16 protein-coding genes and 1 pseudogene are annotated in these 17498 nt (G+C 70.1%); 2 read left to right on the top strand and 15 right to left on the bottom strand.

The features are described from left to right. Positions 1 to 20: 20 nt before the first annotated feature. From H300_RS0118575 to H300_RS27740, 12 genes and pseudogenes are all read right to left on the bottom strand, one after another. Positions 21 to 1817, bottom strand: coding sequence for a TraM recognition domain-containing protein (locus tag H300_RS0118575; protein WP_028428623.1), 1797 nt, complete (start codon positions 1815 to 1817; stop codon positions 21 to 23). Between the two features lie 83 nt (positions 1818 to 1900). After that, positions 1901 to 2383 (bottom strand): hypothetical protein, encoded by a 483-nt coding sequence (locus H300_RS27750; protein WP_051270184.1) that lies wholly within the window; start codon positions 2381 to 2383, stop codon positions 1901 to 1903. Between the two features lie 14 nt (positions 2384 to 2397). Continuing rightward, positions 2398 to 2895: a hypothetical protein gene (locus H300_RS0118565; protein WP_028428622.1), complete on the bottom strand. Its 498-nt coding sequence runs from the start codon at positions 2893 to 2895 to the stop codon at positions 2398 to 2400. Positions 2896 to 2929: 34 nt separating this feature from the next. Further along, entirely contained in the window at positions 2930 to 3682 is a 753-nt protein-coding gene (locus tag H300_RS0118560; RefSeq protein ID WP_028428621.1) for a hypothetical protein, read from the bottom strand. 13 nt (positions 3683 to 3695) lie between these two features. Then, positions 3696 to 4145: a hypothetical protein gene (locus H300_RS29415; protein ID WP_051270183.1), complete on the bottom strand. Its 450-nt coding sequence runs from the start codon at positions 4143 to 4145 to the stop codon at positions 3696 to 3698. 606 nt (positions 4146 to 4751) lie between these two features. Then, positions 4752 to 6260: an ATP-binding protein gene (locus tag H300_RS0118550; protein WP_028428620.1), complete on the bottom strand. Its 1509-nt coding sequence runs from the start codon at positions 6258 to 6260 to the stop codon at positions 4752 to 4754. 21 nt (positions 6261 to 6281) lie between these two features. Continuing rightward, positions 6282 to 6737, bottom strand: a complete 456-nt coding sequence (locus H300_RS0118545; protein WP_028428619.1) for a DUF6238 family protein — start codon at positions 6735 to 6737, stop codon at positions 6282 to 6284. A gap of 50 nt (positions 6738 to 6787) precedes the next feature. After that, a complete protein-coding gene (locus H300_RS0118540) occupies positions 6788 to 8260 on the bottom strand; it encodes an SCO6880 family protein (protein ID WP_028428618.1) in 1473 nt (490 codons plus the stop codon). Positions 8261 to 8354: 94 nt separating this feature from the next. Beyond that, positions 8355 to 9722 (bottom strand): SCO6881 family protein, encoded by a 1368-nt coding sequence (locus H300_RS0118535; protein WP_028428617.1) that lies wholly within the window; start codon positions 9720 to 9722, stop codon positions 8355 to 8357. A gap of 30 nt (positions 9723 to 9752) precedes the next feature. Further along, entirely contained in the window at positions 9753 to 10439 is a 687-nt protein-coding gene (locus tag H300_RS0118530) for a hypothetical protein (protein WP_028428616.1), read from the bottom strand. Then, entirely contained in the window at positions 10439 to 10747 is a 309-nt protein-coding gene (locus H300_RS0118525; protein WP_028428615.1) for a DUF6112 family protein, read from the bottom strand. The genes H300_RS0118530 and H300_RS0118525 overlap by 1 nt, the downstream gene beginning before the upstream one ends. 77 nt (positions 10748 to 10824) lie before the next feature. Further along, positions 10825 to 11911, bottom strand: a pseudogene (locus H300_RS27740) (C40 family peptidase). 667 nt (positions 11912 to 12578) lie between these two features. Between H300_RS27740 and H300_RS0118515 the strand changes: the two are divergent. Then, the gene (locus H300_RS0118515) at positions 12579 to 13328 is read left to right on the top strand and encodes a DNA-methyltransferase (RefSeq protein WP_028428614.1); all 750 of its coding nucleotides are present in this window, start codon (positions 12579 to 12581) and stop codon (positions 13326 to 13328) included. Between the two features lie 94 nt (positions 13329 to 13422). Here the strand turns inward: H300_RS0118515 and H300_RS0118510 are convergent, their stop codons facing one another. Then, the gene (locus H300_RS0118510; RefSeq protein ID WP_028428613.1) at positions 13423 to 14346 is read right to left on the bottom strand and encodes a transporter; all 924 of its coding nucleotides are present in this window, start codon (positions 14344 to 14346) and stop codon (positions 13423 to 13425) included. A 124-nt stretch (positions 14347 to 14470) separates the two neighbouring features. Further along, complete coding sequence (locus H300_RS30475) at positions 14471 to 14590, bottom strand: LexA family protein (protein ID WP_078516125.1); 120 nt, start codon at positions 14588 to 14590, stop codon at positions 14471 to 14473. A 499-nt stretch (positions 14591 to 15089) separates the two neighbouring features. Between H300_RS30475 and H300_RS0118505 the strand changes: the two genes are divergently transcribed. Then, positions 15090 to 15875: a hypothetical protein gene (locus tag H300_RS0118505; protein WP_028428612.1), complete on the top strand. Its 786-nt coding sequence runs from the start codon at positions 15090 to 15092 to the stop codon at positions 15873 to 15875. A gap of 517 nt (positions 15876 to 16392) precedes the next feature. On the opposite strand, the gene H300_RS0118500 is transcribed toward H300_RS0118505, so the two are convergent. Further along, positions 16393 to 17454 (bottom strand): ArsO family NAD(P)H-dependent flavin-containing monooxygenase, encoded by a 1062-nt coding sequence (locus H300_RS0118500; protein ID WP_028428611.1) that lies wholly within the window; start codon positions 17452 to 17454, stop codon positions 16393 to 16395. Positions 17455 to 17498 lie beyond the last annotated feature (44 nt).

Here is a 17498-nt window from a genome sequence, read left to right as displayed (position 1 = left end):
GCTGCTGAGGGGGAACGCGGTCATGCGGCCGGTCCGTACTGATCGCGGCCGGGCCGGTCCTTGGCCAGCGCGCGCGTAGTGATGGCGGCGGTGGCCTGCTTCGAGGCGGCACCGAGGCGGTCGGCGTCCGCCTCGCGGTACCAGGGCTTGAGATCCAGCAGCGCCGGGCGCACCCCGGTCGCCAGCAACAGCGCACTGCCCTTGGGCAGGGCCCGGATCTTGTCCGGCGGCAGCACGCGTTCTTGCCGCATGGAGACCGAGGAGGAGTGGCCGGAGTCGCTGTTGGAGACCGAGAGGGTCTGCACGTCGTGGTCGCCCGCGAGGCGGGAGAGCTTGTCGGCGAAGTCGGCGTCATCGATGCCGGAGCCGATCAGCTTGATCGTCGCCGCCGACCACAGGGCGTCCATCCCGATCTCGCCCCACACCCGCTGGCCCTGCCGGTAGGACTGGAGGATCGTGATCGGGATGACCCCGCGAGAGCCCAGGTGGGAGTAGAGGTCGGGCAGGTCTTGGATCTTGCACACGTTCGCGGCCTCGTCCAAGACGCTCAGGAGAGGCGGGTCGAGGCGTCCGCCGTCGCGTTCGGCCTGGATGACGGCCGCCCGCATCACCGCGTCAGCAGCCGCTGCGATGATCGCCGACGCGCTGCCGCCGCCATCCTTGGAGAGCAGATAGAGCGTGTCGCGGCTGGAGGAGAAATCCTCCGGCTTGAACTCCCGCAGCTTCGAGCTGCCTTGGGGTGGGGTGACCCAGGCGGCGATGCGCGGATCGAGCAGGCAGCTCGCGTACTGGCGTGCGTTCTCGAAGATGCCGTCGCGCGTCTCCACGGCTCCGGCGACGGTGCCCTGCAGCTGGGCGGCGACGGCGTCGAGACCGGCATCGGTGAGCAGATCGATCGGGGTGCGGTCGGCAGGGGAGGCGAGCCAGGCGGTCACCTCGGTCACCGGCCGTCCACCCCGCGCTGCCGCGAGGAAGAGCGCGGTGAGGGTGTTGGCGGCGGCCGTCGACCAGAAGTCCCCGGCGCTGGATTCGTCGATCGAGGCGGTGACGAAGTGCTGCGCCAGGCGCCGTGCGCCGGTCAGGTCGTGGGCGTCGGAGAGGACGTCCCACCACATGGTCTGCTCGGCATGCGCGATCTGCTGCGGATCCAGCGTCCACACCGTCCCGGTCCGGGCGCGCTCGTCGAGCGTCGCGGTGAAGGCATCGTTCGCCGCCTTGTTGGACGTCAGCAGCACCGCGCCGGGTGCGCGGAGTATCGCGGGTATGGCCAGGCCGGAGGTCTTGCCGGAACGGGGCGCCATGATGGCCAGGAGGACGTCCTCCCAGGAGGAGCGGACCTCCGCCGAGCCGGGCTTCAGCGAACCGAGCAGCACCCCACGGTCGTCGGGGGCGATGTCCGCCGGCTTGGTGCCGGTAAGGCTGGGGCGCAGGCCGGTGGCCTTGACGGTGGCCTTCTTCGGCAACAGGTCACCCAGATCGCGGTGGTCGGCGAGGCCCTGCTTGTTGGTACGGAAGCGCAGCCACAGCTTCGCGCCACCGGCGGCGGCCGTGAGCAGGAGCACAGCGGGGATGGCGTAGCAACCAGTGAGCAGGGCGGGCCGGTCGAGATCGGGCCACAGGTCCTCGGGGTGGAAGAGGGCCTGGACCGGTTCGAGCGGGGCCCACGGGCCGGTGCCGAAGACCGAGTTGGCGAGGTTGCCGAACAGCCAGGCCAGGCTGCCGCCGCCGATGCCAAGGGCGGCGAGGCCGAGCAGGAGATAGAGCAGGACGTCCGTACCGGTGGTGGTCGAGGGCGTCCTGGTACGCGCATCAGACAAGACGAGATCCAGGAACGTGCGGGAGCGGAGGGGAAGGCGCGGAGGAACAGAGAGGCTCTGGAGGCGGTCACGGGAGAGGGCTCCTAGCGGTGGTGGCGCGGCTGCGCGGCGTGCTCGGGACGGACCGGCGCAGCGGGTGGCCCGGACGCGGCGGAGGTCGGGCGCGCAGGGCCGGGGTGTTGCGGGGCGGTGGCGTAGTAGTGGGCGACCTGGGCCTGCCAGCGCGGCTCCGGTGGCGGTCCGAGCGCCCGCATCTGGACGCTGGCCCCGTGCAGCTCGTCGCTGAGATCGGCGAGCGTGGCGGCGGCGTCCTCGAACCGGCAGGCCAGCTCGAAGCCCTCGTCGACCCCGGAGGACCGGGCTTCTTCGGTGGCGGCCTCGAAGAACTGGCCGAGCCGTGCGAGCATGCCGTCGGCTTCGTCCAGCACGTGCTCGGTTGCCTCGGCGGCCTGGTCATAGGTCTCGGCGCCGGTCAGCCGGTCGGTGAGATGGAGGATTTGGTGACCGTAGGTGCGCTTGCCCTCCGTATCGGTGGGCGTACGCGTCGCGCGGGGGTCGAGTGGCACGGGTCTCTCCGGGGTTAAAAGTGGGGGTTCTCGCTGGGGCGGTCGGCCTCGCTGGCGGCCTCCAGCAGCTCGGGCAGATCCGTGGGTTCGGCTTCGCGGTTGTCGATCCACCACCCGGCCCGGGTCAGCGGCCGTACGGACTGCTCAATGGCCTGCCACTCGCTCTCGTCCATCTCGCCTTCGGCGACCAGCGCGGTGAAGGCGGCGGTCACGAGCTGGTGGCGGCAGCGGGATGCCCAGCCGACCGCGCGCTCGCTGCCATCCAGCGGCGGCATCCGGTACTGCTCGGCCCACGATTCGGCCTCGACCGCTTCCTCGGCGCGCTTGTTCGCCAGCCACTCGGCCTTCGACTCCGAGCCCTGGTTCTTGGAGGCTCGCCAGCACTCGGAGCAGTCACGGGAGGCGAGCCAGCGGGCGTAGCCGGCACGCCGGTCGGCGGGGCGCTCGGACAGGTCGACGTCGCTGGTGTGGCCGCAGGCGTGGTCAATGGGCCAGATGGTCTTCACGGGCATGGAGCAGGTTCCTTACAGATCGAACGGGGTGTGTTCAGCGGGTGTGGCGGTTGCCAGGTGGTGGCTGGGCCGGAGGAGCTGGCTGTGGGAGCGCCGACTGCCGGGTGAGACCGGGACGCTGGGGCGAGGAGGCTGTGGCTGCGCGGTAGCGGGCCGCGTGGTGCTCTGGCAGCTCCTTGCGCCCTTCGCGAGGCGGTACGTCGGAGGTGGCGGGGGCGTTCCTGAAAATGCCCCGGCTCATGTCCTCCAGCTCCATCACGGCGCTCATGACGTGGCCGTTGAGGGAGGTGACCAGGTGCTTCATACTGCGCAGGTGCAGGGCCATGTCCCGGCCCTGGGCGGAGTCGAGGCGGTCGCACCATTTCGTGGCGGTGTCGACGAGGTCGTCCAGCTCTTCGACCGCGCCGATGCCCTCGTCCATCGCGCCCCGGATGACTTCCGAGATCCCAGCGGCCTCGCGCAACTCGTGAGCCTCGTCCTCCAGCACGACCGGCGACTGACCAGGACGGGATGCGGGCTTCCCGTCCGCTGGGACCACGGCGCGGGGGTCAGCGGCGACCGACAGTCCCGCCTCTTGGACCTCGCGCGTGGCAGCGGCCACGTTCTGCACTGCCGTGTGGTGCGGGGTTCCGTCCGGCAGCAGATACACATCCAACCTCGCGTCGTACTCGAAATGGTGCTTGCGCAGCACCTCGTCGAGGAAGGGCCGATCATCGGCGACGGCAGCCGCGATACCGAACTCGGGGGTGGCCCCGAAGGCCACATCGGGCTCAAGTTCCAGAGACACAGGAACGTTCCTCCTAGCGATGATGCGTGGACTGCCGCGCCACAGCCGGTGCGGTGCGGTGTGTGCTCTCGACCGGCGGGTCGACCTGCGCGGCGGTGGTGCCCGTGCGCGCGGGCGAGACGGCGGTCGCGGCGTTGGCTCGTCGCTGCTGGGCGGAGGCCGCCGTGAGGGGCGCCTCCTTTCGCGGCCCGCCGGGCGGCAGCGGATGCTCACCTGGGTGGAGGTCGTAGGCGGCATCGGCATGGACGTCCCGGCGCGCGGCCCGCAGTGACTGGACCGCCAGTTGGGTGCGGCGTACTGGATCGCGACCAGGCTCCGTCAGCCCATAGAGACGGCTGTCGGAGAGGGGCTCGAAGCCGACCCTGCGCAGCAGGTGGTCGGTGACGTGGTGAGCGTGAGAGGGGGCGGCCACGACGCCGGCATCGGGGTGGTGGCCGATGGTAATGTGCGGAGTTTCCGCCACGAGCTGCACCTCGCAGAGTCGGGGACGTACGGGTGGTGAGGATGCGCTCGCAGGCTGGGTTTGGCGGTGCCGAAGATTTCCGCTAGCGCGGCCGGTGCGTCCTCTCGGGAACGGACGGCGCGGGCGTCGAAGGGCCGGGCGTGGTCGGTGAAACGGTGGGTGCGGCTGTGGTGGTGGAGCGGGCGCGAGCGGCCTCGGCCTGAGCCGTCCGACCGCGACCGGCGCCTGCACGCGCGCGGGTTGCCTGTTCGATCTCGACCAGGACGTCGGCGTTGTCTGCGAAGGTGAGCGCGTAATGCCAGCCCTCGGCGTTGCGCGATCTCTGACCTGTGCCGGAACTCAGCGTTCATGGGGTGGCCGTGGAGGGCTGGTGCTGGCGGGTGTCGTACCGCTCATCCAGAGGTCCGTGGTTGGCCTCGCAGAGGCTGTCGGAGACGGCATCCCAGTCCTCCAGGGCCTTGCGCCCGCGTTCGGCTGCCTCGGGGATCGCGGCGAGGGGGCCTCGCCGGTCGTTGGGTCGAGGGGCATCGTGTGCCCCTTCGCAAGACCCGGGCGGGCAGCGCCGAATCCGGTATTCGACGCCGCTCGCCTTGGTGTTGTGGCTGGTCAGCCGCTCATTCGGGCGTCGGTATCGAACAACTCGCGCTCGCGGGGGTGGAGCAGATGCTGGGTGATGAAGGAGCGGCCTGCGACTTTCCACAGGCCGCGTCCCTTGGTGAGGGCGGAGACGGCCTGGGCCTCGACGCCTGTGAGCCCGAGCAGGGAGGAGGCGGCAGCGAGTTGGTCTGCTTCTTGGCGGTAGATGATGCGGGTGGAGCAGTCGGTGAGCAGGCCCTCGGCCAGGGCACGTCCCCGGGAGCCTGCGTCGCCTGCGGTGAGCAGGTCGGACAGGCGGTGGATGACCATGAGGTTCGCGATGCCGAGCCCTCGGCTCAGCTTCCACTGGGACTGCATGCGCTCCAGCAGGGCGACGTGCCGCATGACGCGCCAGGCTTCGTCGTAGATCACCCACCGCCGACCGGCATCAGGGTCGGCGAGGGCGGACTCCATCCACGCGGACGCGCAGGTCATGGCCAGCACGAGCGCGGTGTCGTCGCCCGCGCCTCCCAGGCGGGAGAGGTCGATGGACAGCATGGGAGCGCTCGGGTCGAAGACGACGGTCGACTCCGCGTCGAACATCCCGGCCAGGTCCCCGTGGACCATCCGGCGGAGGGCGTGGGCGAGGTCCTCTGCGCCGGCTCCGAGGCGGCCGGAGGGTTCGCCGAGTGCGGCGTCGAGCTGTTCCGGTGAGCCGAGGACGTGCGCGATCTGCCCCAGCAGCGGAGTGTTGCCGTCGGCCTCGGCGTGCGCGACGACCTCGTCGAGCGCGACGTCGAGCGCGGTGTGCTCCATCGGGTGCAGCTCGCGACGCAGCACCGTCTTCGCCAACGATCCGAGGAGGAGCAGGCGCCGCTTGCGGACCTCACCGCGCCAGTCCTCCTCGCTGACCCCGCTCGGCCGCGCGGGGGCGTCCAGCGGGTTGAGACGACCGGGCAGCCCAGGACCCAGCGCGATGGTCTGGCCCCCCAGCTCCCGGGCGACCACGGTCCACTCACCCTTCGGGTCGCAGGGGACGTAGATCTTGTAGCCGAAGGCCACGGCGCGGACCGCGAGGGACTTGGCCACGGCGGACTTGCCCATCCCGATGACCCCGGCGAGGAGGATATTCGGATTGGTGAACCCGTCGAGGCGCCCGTAGAGCGAGAACGGGTCGTAGCAGAACGCCGCCTCCGCGTGGACGTCGCGCCCGATGTACATGCCTTGGGCACCGAGGCCGCCTTCGGCCAGGAACGGGTAGGCGCCCGAGGCCGTCGCGGTTGTCATGCGGTGGGCGGGGAGTTTCAGGCTGCCGCAGCGGGCGGAGGCCCGGCCGGGGCGTCCAGCCGCCGGGTAGGTGGCCCGCAGCTCGGGGTCGAGACCGGAGGCGGCGGCGCGGGCCTCGGGGCGGTTGGCGTCCCGGGCCTGGTCGCGGGCGGTGGCCAGATGAGCCCGCGCGGCACGCGAGGTAGCGCGGTCGCTCTTGGCGGGGACGAACAGCGGGCTCGCGGTGACGCGCGGGCGTATCGAGAGGGGCATGCTCGGTGGTGCTCCTGGTGGTCAGTGGCGGGTGAGGCCGGTGAAGGGGTCGCGCAGATCGGTGGGCGTGTGATCCCGGCGCACTCGCGCTGAGGCGGCCAGATGGCGCTGGCACACCGTGAGTTCGGGCGCACCCTCGGGGAGCCGGGCCTGGCACGCCTCGCGGGCAGGTACGCGTCCGGCGCCCGGGTGGGGTGCTGTGTGGAAGGCGGCGTGGAGGTGGTCGGCGGCCTGCCACAGCCGGATCCGGCATGCGCGCAGGTGGTCACTTTCGACGCCGGCCACGGGGGAGGTGCTGCTGGTGTGCGCGTCGAGGAGCCCGTAGAGGGCGACCAGGTGGGCGTGCAGCGAGTCCAGTTCGGCTCGGGAGGCGGCGATGGGGGCATCGGGGAGGTTGATCGCCCGGTGGAAGTCGAGCGCGGCGGTGGCGAACGGCACGAAGTCCGAAGCCAGGCCGGGCAGGGGGTCGGTCGGCATGGGGAGGGGCCTTCGGTTGAGCGCGGAACGAGGGTGGCCGACAGTGCTGGCTATGCCGCGAGGGCGAGAGGGAGGGCCGAACGGGTGAAGGCTTCGGCCTGCTGCCAGGTCAGTCGGCGCAGGTCGGTCATGGTCGACACGGCGGCGGTCTCAATCGCGGCGCAGGCGGAGTTGAGGTCGTCCTCGGACTCGGCACTGACGGTGAGGAGCCCGGTGACGGCCACGTCGGCGTGTCCGGCGATGAGCTGGCGTTCGCGTTCCTTGACGTCGGCGTACTCGATGGCGTCGACTTCCGAGTCGACCTGGCCCTTGCGGGCCCGCTCGGCGGCGTCCGCGATCACGCTGGCCTTCTTGCGCTGCACGTCCTTGAGTGCGGAGTCCAGCCCCTTGGGGGTGTAGGTGATCGAGAGGGTACGGCGTACCCCGGAGGTGAACAGGAGCTGGTGCAAGAAGCCTGGCGAGGTTTCGGTGCGGGGCCAGTTCTCGATCCAGTACGTCGCGTGGTGCGCGGTGTCGGTCTGGACGCGTTCGGCCTTCTCCACCAGGACCACGGGTCCGGCGGCGGCGGGGTCGGCCTGCGGGCGTCCGGTCTGGGACCACTGGTCGAGCGCGGCGGAGGAGGCGGGGTCGTAGGAGGTCCGGATCACCGCTGCGACCTCGTTGGCGGACAGCCAGCCGCCCGGGGCGAGACTGGCGTTGCGGGCGGACTGGTCGAAGGTGGAGGTGAGCTGTGCCAGCACGGTGAAGGCGCCGGTGAGCCCGCCCCCGCCTTGATTGATCAACCGTCGGGCGGCCTTCATATCGAGAGCCAGGGCGACGTACGCCTCGTGCGGCGCGGCGGCCGGTCCGGCGGCCTCCAGCAGGTCCCGGTAGACGGCCCCGGCCAGCGGGGTGTCAGCGGCGCCGTGCTCGGCCCAGTACCGGTTGAGCGCGTCCCCGCTGTCGGGGACGGTGCGCTCCAGTACCTGGACGCGGGCGACGTGCCCGGTGCGGGCGAGCGCGGCAAGCGTGCGGCCCCAGCCGGTCACGTTGGCAGACTGGGCGGCCGGGTCCAGCAGCGCGAACGCGCGGGCCGAGACACGGACCACCGCGGTCAGCGTGCCCGCGTGCGGATCGTGGACCGCGCCGAAGTGCCCGTTCGGCGCCGTGGCGACGCGGAGCGAGGCGGCCGTACCGGGCAGGTGCAGCAGACCCTCCCGGCGGGGCCGGGTGGTGGGCCGGGTCAGCCACACCAGCTGGCCGTTCGCACGGCGCAGTGCGTACCGGAGGGCGATAGGTGCCCAGTCGGCCAACGAGCGTCCACGGTGCCGTACGAAGACGCCCGCCAGCAGCAGGGCCCACAGCGGCATGAGCTTCAGCGCGCCGAGGACGCCGGAGGTGAGGAGCACCGTGAGCAGTAGCAGACCGGTGGTCGCGACGCCGAGCACCTGCGGTACGGACAGGCCCATCAACACGCCCCGGCGGGTGCGGTGGGGGAACTTCACGGTGGCCGGACCGTCGGAAGAAGAGGTCTCGGAGAACATGGCAGAGCCGTCCTTGAAAGCAGAGGATGGAGAGAGAGTGGGGACGGGGGCGAGCAGCCGGGTGGGCCGGTCCCGCCCCCGTCAGGCGAGGGCTCTAGGAGCCCGAATCACCGGGCGGGCCGGGGTAGACCCACCGCTGCGGCGTGGCACCGCCCTGCGGAGGCGGACCGCTCGATTGCGGTGGTCCGCTCGCCGAAGACGGCTGGCGCATACTCCCCGTCGACCGGTGGGAGGAGCCCTGGCCACCATTGCTGGAGCGTGCACCGGATTCCTGACCTGGGCGCCGGATGAGGGGCTGGCCCTGGTCGCCGTCGGTCTGAGGGTGGCGGATGAGCGCGCGGCCCTTGTCACCGGAGGCGCCCGGGTCCTCGCCGAAGCGGAAGTTGGTCTGCTTCGGCTTTCCCTGGCCGTCGCCGGCACCGCCGCTCGGGTCGATGCCCGAGGCGACACCGCCGGCACCCTGGCCCGGGACCTTCGAAGGCCCCTGCGGCGCCATGCCGCCGGTCTTGGCCTGCATCGCCAACTGGCCCGCGCTCTTCGCCGCCCCGGCAGCCGTACCGACTCCGGCAACCCCGGTGCGATGCAGGTCATCGTGACCGCCGCCGTCGGCCGCCCAGTGCACGAACTTGTAGGTTGCGTACGGGCACAGCAGGACGAGGACCATGATGACCAGGCCCGACATGGCGTCCGAGAGGGCCGCCATGCCGCCGTCGGAGTCGGGCTCGCCCATCGCGGAGACGCCGAGAAGGAAGACGATCGTCATCAACAGCTTGCTGACGATGAGCGTGGAGGTGGCCTCGATCCAGCCCCTGCGCCAGCGCTTGGCGACCTCCCAGCCCCCGCCCGCGCCTGCGAAGACCGCGAGCGTGACGAGCACCAGGATGCCGACCTTGCGGGCGACCATCACGGCCCAGTACAAGAACGCGCCGACCGCGCAGCCGAGGGCGACGATCGCGGGCACGCCCCAGCCCAGGCCGTACATCGCCCCCAACTCGTTCACCTTGATCACGCGGCGGATCGCATCGTCGACCGAGGAGTTCGCCGCCTTGAACAGTCCGGCGGACAGGGCGTCGACCACGGTGAGCGCGACGGTGGTGCAGGCGATGGCGGCGAAGGCGAAGAAGACGCCGATCATCGTCCCGAACGCCGCCTGCGCCAGCGCCCGCTCGTCCCGGCGCCAAGCGGCGCGGGTGAGCTGGAGACAGAACGTCCCCACGGTGAGCACGAGCCCGATGGGCAGGATCAGCTCGTAGTTGTGCCGGAACCACTCGGCGTTCAGGTCGACTGCGGTGGTCTCGTTCACCGCCCGGGACGCCAGGTCGGCGGCAGACTGGGCGACCTCGCCCATGGACTTGGCGATCCACGCACCGATGCCGTCCGTGATCGCCTCACCGGTCTCCCCGGCCACACCGCCCACGGCGCCGCACACCGAATTCATCAGCGGAAGGTCACAGGCACCCATCGGACACCTCCTTCATCGTCGCAGCACGGCTCATGGGGCGACCTCCGGCAGCACGCCGGACAAGGCGCAGTCGTGATCGGGACGGCACTGGACGGCGAGCGTGGTCGAGCGGGGTTCGGCTCCGGCGCCCGAGCCCTTCCAGGCCAGGGACTGCTTGCCGGTGACGGTGACGGCGTAGACGTATGCCTGCGTGATGCCGCCGGGGTCCTGGGACATGGCGGTCTTGAACGCTTGGGGGAAGTGGCCCTCGTTCACCTTGGCGGTGGCGTGCTGGTGGTTGTCGTGCATCCGCGACCACAGCGCCTTGCCGGGCACTTCGCCGGTCACAGACTTCCACTCGGCGTACTTCTTCTCGCCGGTCATCCACCGCTTGAGCCCGGCCAGGTGTTCGGTCCGGCTGAAGCGCTGGGTGTCATACGTCCACAGCGCCTTGGTTGCGGCCTTCGCGAACGTCACCGGATCGCCCGTGTGCGGCGGCGCGACGACGGCCTCGTCCGTGCCCGGCCGCGGCGCGGTGGAGTGCGGAGAAGCGGTGGGCTTTGAGGGGGCGTCCGCTCGCGGTTGCGGAGCCTCGGACCGGGTCAGGTAGGCGAGGAGACCTGTGGCGGCCAGCAGCGCCGCCAGGATGGTCCCGATCATCGCCGAGCGCCGGAGCACAGACGAGGGCGCGACGGAGGAGTCCTGAGAGGAGGCGGATCGCTTCTTCAGCGTGGGCATCAGCGGACCTGCGTTCCCATCGCGGAGAAGAAGGCGACGATCCCGTTCGCCGCGCCAAGGAGCAAGGCGACGCCGGCCGCGATGGTGGTGCCCTTCTTGCCATTCTGCTCGGCCTGGTGACCTCCGCTGTGGTGGCCCCAGGCCCAGATCACCGCTGAGAGAGCCAGGGCTCCGACCGTGGCGATGATCCCGAAGAGGTTGATCGAACCGACCACCTTCTTCAGCACGTCGATGCCCGGCAGGCCGCCGCCCTGGGGCGAGATGCCGGGGTCGTAGGCCAGGTGCTGGAGATGCTGCGCGAATTTCAAGGGAACTCCTGTTCACCTCCAGGCATGCGAAAGCCCGGAGGTCGTGCGAGAGGGAAATGAGGGAGGGGGAGAGCGCGTCAGGCGATGCGACGTGCGGCGAGGATCGAGGGACGCCAGTCGGCAAGCCGGGTGATCTTGGTGACGTCACCAGTGCGCGGCGCCTGGAGGATCAGGCCATGCCCGATGTACATGCCGACATGCTCCGGGCGGGCGGCCGTGCCGCGAGTGAAGAGCAGATCCCCGGCCTTCACCCGCTTTGGGCTGACCGCTTCGCCCTCCTTCACCTGCGTGTACGTGGTACGGGAGAGCTTGATACCGCCGGCCTTGTAGGACGCCTGCATCAGCGAGGAGCAGTCGCACCGGCCCATCGGGTCCTCGCCGTGCGCGTCCGTGCACGACCCGCCCCACTGGTACGGCGTCCCGAGCTGACCCAGGCCCCACCGGATCGCCTCACGAACCGGCTTGGGCGCGGACGCCGGGATCTCGTAGCCCTCTGGGACGGACCCCTTCGGAATCGGACCGAACGACGAGCCATCCTCGTCGCCGCACTCGCCTCCGGCAGAGCCATCGGCCTTGTCGCCCTTGTCCGTGCCGTTGCTCGAACCGCCTTCGCCCTTGAGGGTTTCGGCGAGGGCCTTCTGCAGCGCGGCGGCCAGCGGCTCCCACTTCGCGTACGCATCGGGGAATCCACTTGCCTGGACCGCTTGGGCGGCCTGGGCGACGGTCATGGACTGCCAGCCCGAGACCTTCTTCAGGTGTGTGTAGAAGGAGGTCGAGGCATGCACGGGATCGCGGACCTGTTGGGCGGTCCCCCAGCCTTGGCTCGGCCGTTGTTGGAAGAGGCCGAGGCTGTCCCGGTCGCCGTAGCTGAGGTTCCGCAGACCCGACTCCTGTAGGGCTGTGGCCAGCGCGACCACCTGTCCTCGGGGCGGGACCTTGAGCGCGACGCCGGTGGCCTGGATCGTCTTGGCGCTCGGGACCTGCTCCTTGGGTGCATCGAGCCCGGCCACGTCGACCGGGCCGGCCTTGCCGCCGTCGAGGATCGAGCGGACCTGCTTGCTGACCGCCGCAGCGTCAACGTCAGCGCCTCCGGCGTCTTTTACAGGCCGTTTGAGCGCCGTGCGCACCGGCCATCGCCATCGCCAGAGGAGCGATCAGCAGCATCGGCGCGGTCACGACCGCGCCAACGGTCACCAGGGTCTTGTTCACGAGCGCGGACCGGCCCGATGGGGCGCGAGCCGACCGTCCGGTCGTGGTGCCGGGCATTTCAGTGGGTGCCGCATGGGCAACTCCTTGTGTGTAGGTGGCGTGGTGCGGGTGCTCTCGTTGAAAGGCCACCGGCACTGCGCCGGTCAAGAATCCGAAATCTTCTTGCTGGGGGCGGCGGGTCCGGAGGCCGGGGTAGGCCCACCCTGGCCTCCGGGCCGCTTCAGTGAAGAGCGGCAGCAAGCCGCGCTGGTAATCTCACGCACCACATTCCGCAGACGCCTTTCTCCGGTCAGGAGACGTTCGACAGCGTGCTGAATCGACCCGCCCGTTGGACGGCGCAACACGCATCAGCACAGCTCAACGAGAGCGGAAACGGGCCGTTCCCGATGAGCCTGCCGAGACTGTAGAGACGAATTCCGGCCGCACCAAACAAGCCGCTCCAGGCGGCGATACGGGCACCGCTTCTGGCTTGGTGCGGCCGGAATCCCGCACTACTCTTCAGCGCGCATCGGACCCAGCCCCCAGAAGCGCCCGTGGCAATTCGCCGGGCATTCCCCTGCCGCGCACCCGCCCCCTGCCGGGCCGGGCGTGCGTGCACCACTTCCTGAGAGAGAACCCCGTTATGCCTTACACCCTGCATCGAGGCGACGCGCTGAGCGCGCTGTCCGACGTCCCCGACGCCAGCGTCGACGCCCTGATCACCGACCCGCCCTACAACTCCGGCGGACGCACCAGCTCTGAGCGCACCGGTCGCACCGCGAAGGCGAAGTACACCACCGTGGACGCCGAGCACCAGCTCGCCGACTTCCCGGGCGAGAACCGCGACCAGCGCAGTTACGGGTACTGGCTGTCGCTGTTGCTGACCGAGGCATACCGGGCAACCGTCGAGTCCGGCGCCGCGCTGGTCTTCACCGACTGGCGCCAACTGCCCACCACCACCGATGCCCTTCAGGCCGCAGGGTGGACGTGGCGGGGGATCGCCTCGTGGCACAAGCCGGTCTCCCGCCCGCAGAAGGGACGGCTCAAGCAGTCCTGCGAGTACATCGTCTGGGGCACCAAGGGGCCGGTCGACGCCAACCGCAACCCCGTCTACCTCCCCGGCCTCTATCAGGCCAGCCAGCCCCGCAAGGGACGGGTGCACATCACGCAGAAGCCGGTCGAGGTGATGCAGGAGCTGGTGAAGATCTGCCCTGCCGCCGGCACCGTCCTGGACCCCTTCACCGGATCCGGCTCGACCGGAGTCGCTGCCCTGCGAGAAGGCCGGCAGTTCGTCGGTATCGAACTGTCCGACCATTACGCAGACATCGCCGAGCAGCGCATGGCCGACGAGCTGACCCAGGACGACTTTGGCCTCGCCGGACCCGAGGAGTGATCCCCGGCCGAGAGAACGGGGAGGAAGACAGAACGTGCGAAGGTGCGGTCGCAGAGCCGATACCGGCCTGCGACCGCACCTCATTGCGGCATGGTCAGGAGGCCGCGATGCTCCGCTGGATCAAGTGCTCGGCCCGCTCCAGATCGGCCCGTGAGCACAGGCTCACCTCGACGCCCGAGATGCCGAGGCAGCCAATCTTGGTCACGTCGCGAGTGAAGCCCTCCTCCAGCTCCACGGTCGCCGGATCCAGCTTCAGGTTCATCGCCACGACCTCCTTGCGCGGCAGCACCCGCAAGGAGGCGAACTTCTGCAACCGCCGGTAGGTCAGGTAGTGCTGCTGCGGCTCCATCCACGCCCCCTCTGGCAACAGCAGACGCTCATCGACCGCGCCGAACAACTCCTTCACCTTCGCCGGAGCACCCTCCAGCCGCTGCTGCTGCACGCTCACCTCCGGCACCGGCTCCGCCTTGCTCGAAGCGATCGGTGCATTGGCGCGCGAGGAAGGCCATCCGGATCCTGCGACCGAGGCGATCAGCTGCAGCGTGAGCACGTCGTCGAAGATCCGGTAGGAGACCAAGTCGATCCGACGACCGATCTCCTCCACCGCCACCGTGTCGTGGTACGTGAACTCCCCGGCCACACACACCACTCGCGGGTTGCTCCAATCCACCGCCCCGGCCGCCTCCGCACCGAGCCGGTCTGCGACGAGCCGCTCGAACTCATGGTGGTGGTCCCGCAGCCACACCAGGTAGGAGAGCGCCTGGTTGATTACGTTCTGATCCCGCGACCGCTTGTACTCGATGACCACCGGAGTGCCGCTCTCGTCCAGCCCGAGCGAGTCCACCCGACCCCGGTGGCGCCGACCCGTCCGGTACTCCGAGGCCAGGAAACGAATGCCGAGCATCGCCTCCATGTTGGCCTCGATCAGCGACTGCAGATACCGCTCTACGGCCACCGAGGCCCCCGGTATCTCCGTCGCCCGGTCACCTCTGACCCGGAAGACCTTCAGGTCGCCCATGCGCTCCTCCCCGCTCCAGCACGATCACTGCAGGGCGAGAATCGACACGGCTTCCCTTTTATTCCCCCGGCACGCGACCAGACTGATGAGATGGCCCTTGCATGGTCGGTCCGGCGCAAGGCGGTCACCGGCCTGTCGCTCTGCCCCGGGTCTCTACCGGCAGGCCACGCTCCCGAATCCGTTTCAGGTGATACGCGACCGTCGAAGTGCTCGACAGACCCACGGCGTCCGCCAACTCCCTCATCGACGGCTGGATCGTTCCGCTCTGATCGCCTACCCGCCTCCATCTGGGACTCCCCGAGGGGCGAGGGCACGCTCTCAGCGCCCCTTGGACGCGTTCGCGGCACAGACCCTGCGCCCCGCGTCGCCGCACCGGGCATCGAAAGCATCACGCAGCCCCTCGCCACCGACGAGATCCGCAGGATCTTCTCCGGCGACTATGGCAACAACCTCGAGTGGTGGCTCCCCACACGCGCCGACCTGAACCGGCCAACATGACCGCGCCGGCCTCCTGTCTCTTCGACTTGGTGGGCTGGGACAACGCCCCACGCGGCCTGAGCGCTGTCGGCCTTTGGACGAGTTCGCTCGCTGTTCCAGTCCTGGTCGCCAACGCCGACTGGAGCAATAGATGCCGATGGCCAATATTCGCTCAGCAGGGCTTCGTATCAACGCACTTCAGGGGCGGCGTTGTCAGTGCTGCACGTTAGCTTGATGAGTGTCCCGCCTACCCGAGGGAGTTTAGCGTGACCTCCAAGCCCCGTCGCTCTTACAGCAACGCCACCATCGCCGCCCTGACTACGCTCGCGCGAGGGGGCTGCTACTACCCCGAGTGCAACGTCCCGATCCTTCGGATGATCGACGACGAGCCGTTCCTCAACCTGGAGATTGCCCACATGAGGGCGTTCGAGGACAACGGACCAAGGTCTGAGGAGGACCTCGACCTCCGAGAGCGAAACAGCTTCGGCAATCTGATTCTGCTGTGCACTCCGCATCACAAGTTGGTGGACGGGCCGCGAAGCGAAGAGTTTCCGGTCGAGATACTCGAAGCCTGGAAGGACGCTCGGGAGTCTGACGGCGTTGATGCGCTTGCAGGGCTGACCGACCTCACCGAGGACAAACTCGCAAAGATGATCCAGGGAGCCCAGGAAGAGCTGTTCGAGCGTCTGGAACCTGCCCTGGATGAATTCGCCAAGACGGCCCCCGAACTGGCGGACCTTCTGAAGAGCGTCACCAGAGGGATCTCCGACCCGAGGATCCATGGGTTTGGAATCTCCGAGGACGACGTGCGCATGCTCAGCAGCGCATCGCGTGATCTGGGTCACCTCCCGGACACCGCGCCTGGGCTGCTTCAAGCAGCCCAGTCTCTCAGGACGCTCCCGGACACAGCCTCAACGCTTTTGCATGCCGCCGATGATCTCAGGGGGCTATCCGATGCGGTGAACATTCTCAACCAGGCTGGCCAGGAGATCTCGACGGCGGCGGCGAAAGCTCAGGACGCGGCTTCTCTCTTGCACGACAGGCGCTACTGACGCCCCGCAGCAGATGGCGCCGAGGGTGCTCAGCGCAGGAGCGGGGGAGGGCGGGCAGGCACTTTCAGGTGGTGGGGCACCGGCCACCGATGCCGCTGGATGCGTGAGCGATGCGTGAGCGGACGGTCCCGCACAGCCCGTCACGCCACGGACTGCCTGATGCGCCACACCACACATGAACAGGCAATACCGGACAGAGAAGGACCGCCCGGACTCGTCCGGACGGCCCCCTCCAGGACTTTTAATCCATTGGTTGTGGGTTCGAGTCCCACACGGCCTACCGGTAAGCCCCAGCTCAGCAACATCTGAGCCGGGGCTTTCACCGTTCCGGGGCGGCCGAACGGCGCCGGCCCCCGCCCGGCCCGCCACGAGACGTGGAAGACCGGGCCCGTCGGCGGGTCAGGCGCCTTGGGGCAGCCGCAGCGGTGGAGGCACCGCCGAAGGCGTGCCGTCGTCCTGCCGGGCGACCGTCGTCCCGAACCTCGGCGCGCTGCGCGGAAGATGAACCACCGGCAGGTCAGCACGGGAGGCGGGAGATCTCCTGCGCTGCTTCGCGGGCGGGGCGGCCGACTCCGATGAGGGTGGCGGAGGCCGGGCCGGTCCAGTCGCCGTAGCCGAGCAGGTGCAGGCGTGGTTCGTCGCGGGCGCGGGTGCCGCGAGTGGGGATGCGCCCGTGCTCGTCGCGGAGCGCGAGTGGGGCGAGGTGGGCGAGAGCCGGGCGGAAACCGGTGGCCCAGATGACGGCGTCGGCGTCCTGGCGCGACTCGTCGGGCCAGAGCGCGCCGTCGGCGTTCAGGCGCGCGAACGGGGGCGCGGCGACGAGGAGTCCGCGGTCGCGCGCCTCGCGGACGGGAGGGACTGCGACGATGTCGCCGAGCGAGGCCGCGCCCCCGGGATCGGGACGGCCGGCTTCCAGGGCGCGGCGGCGGGCCGTGGCCGTGTCGAACAGGGCGCGGCCGTCGATGTCGTCGGGCAGGTAGCGCGGTGGGCGGCGCGTGACCCAGGTGTGCCCGATGTCCTCGCGGGCGGCCAGATCGGCGGCGATCTGCGCACCGGAGTTGCCGCCCCCGACCACGAGGACGTGCCGGCCGCTGAAGTCGTCGGGGGAGCGGTAGCCCACGGTGTGGAGTTGGCGTCCGGTGAAGACGTCCCGACCGGGCACGGCGGGAACGAAGGGACGCCGCCAGGTGCCCGTCGCACTGACGACGGTCCGTGCGCGCCAGGTGCCGGACGTGCTCTCCACCCGCAGCAGTGCGCCGTCCCGGTGCACGCCGCGGACTCGCACGGGCCGGTGCACGGGCAGGTCGTAGCGCCGCTCGTAGTCGGTGAGGTAGTCCACGGCGTGCGCGGCGGCCGGATACGGCTCGCCGGGCTGCTGCGGCATCGGGCGGCCCGGCAGCGAGGAGTGCTCGGCGGGCGAGAAGAGGTGCAGCGAGTCCCACATGTGCTGCCAGGCGCCGCCCGGGGTGCCCTCGGCGTCCAGGAGAACGAAGTCCAGGCCGCGGCGGCGCAGGTGGTAACCGGCGGCGAGCCCTGCCTGGCCGCCGCCGATCACCACCACGTCGTGCACCGTGCTCACGCCGCTCCAGCCCCCGGCCCCGAGCCCGCTCCGGGCCCCGCTGC

Source organism: Streptomyces sp. TAA040 (assembly GCF_000424845.1).
The sequence above is the reverse complement of the archived record's forward strand: the minus strand, read 5'-3'. Positions and strand labels throughout refer to the sequence as shown.

Coding starts and splice junctions, on each gene's coding strand:
- H300_RS0118565 (WP_028428622.1), bottom strand. CDS start 2,895: ATGCCCGTGAAGACCATCTGGCCCATTGACCACGCCTGCGGCCACACC.
- H300_RS0118550 (WP_028428620.1), bottom strand. CDS start 6,260: ATGCCCCTCTCGATACGCCCGCGCGTCACCGCGAGCCCGCTGTTCGTC.
- H300_RS0118545 (WP_028428619.1), bottom strand. CDS start 6,737: ATGCCGACCGACCCCCTGCCCGGCCTGGCTTCGGACTTCGTGCCGTTC.
- H300_RS0118540 (WP_028428618.1), bottom strand. CDS start 8,260: ATGTTCTCCGAGACCTCTTCTTCCGACGGTCCGGCCACCGTGAAGTTC.
- H300_RS0118535 (WP_028428617.1), bottom strand. CDS start 9,722: ATGGGTGCCTGTGACCTTCCGCTGATGAATTCGGTGTGCGGCGCCGTG.
- H300_RS0118530 (WP_028428616.1), bottom strand. CDS start 10,439: ATGCCCACGCTGAAGAAGCGATCCGCCTCCTCTCAGGACTCCTCCGTC.
- H300_RS0118515 (WP_028428614.1), top strand. CDS start 12,579: ATGCCTTACACCCTGCATCGAGGCGACGCGCTGAGCGCGCTGTCCGAC.
- H300_RS0118510 (WP_028428613.1), bottom strand. CDS start 14,346: ATGGGCGACCTGAAGGTCTTCCGGGTCAGAGGTGACCGGGCGACGGAG.
- H300_RS30475 (WP_078516125.1), bottom strand. CDS start 14,590: ATGAGGGAGTTGGCGGACGCCGTGGGTCTGTCGAGCACTTCGACGGTC.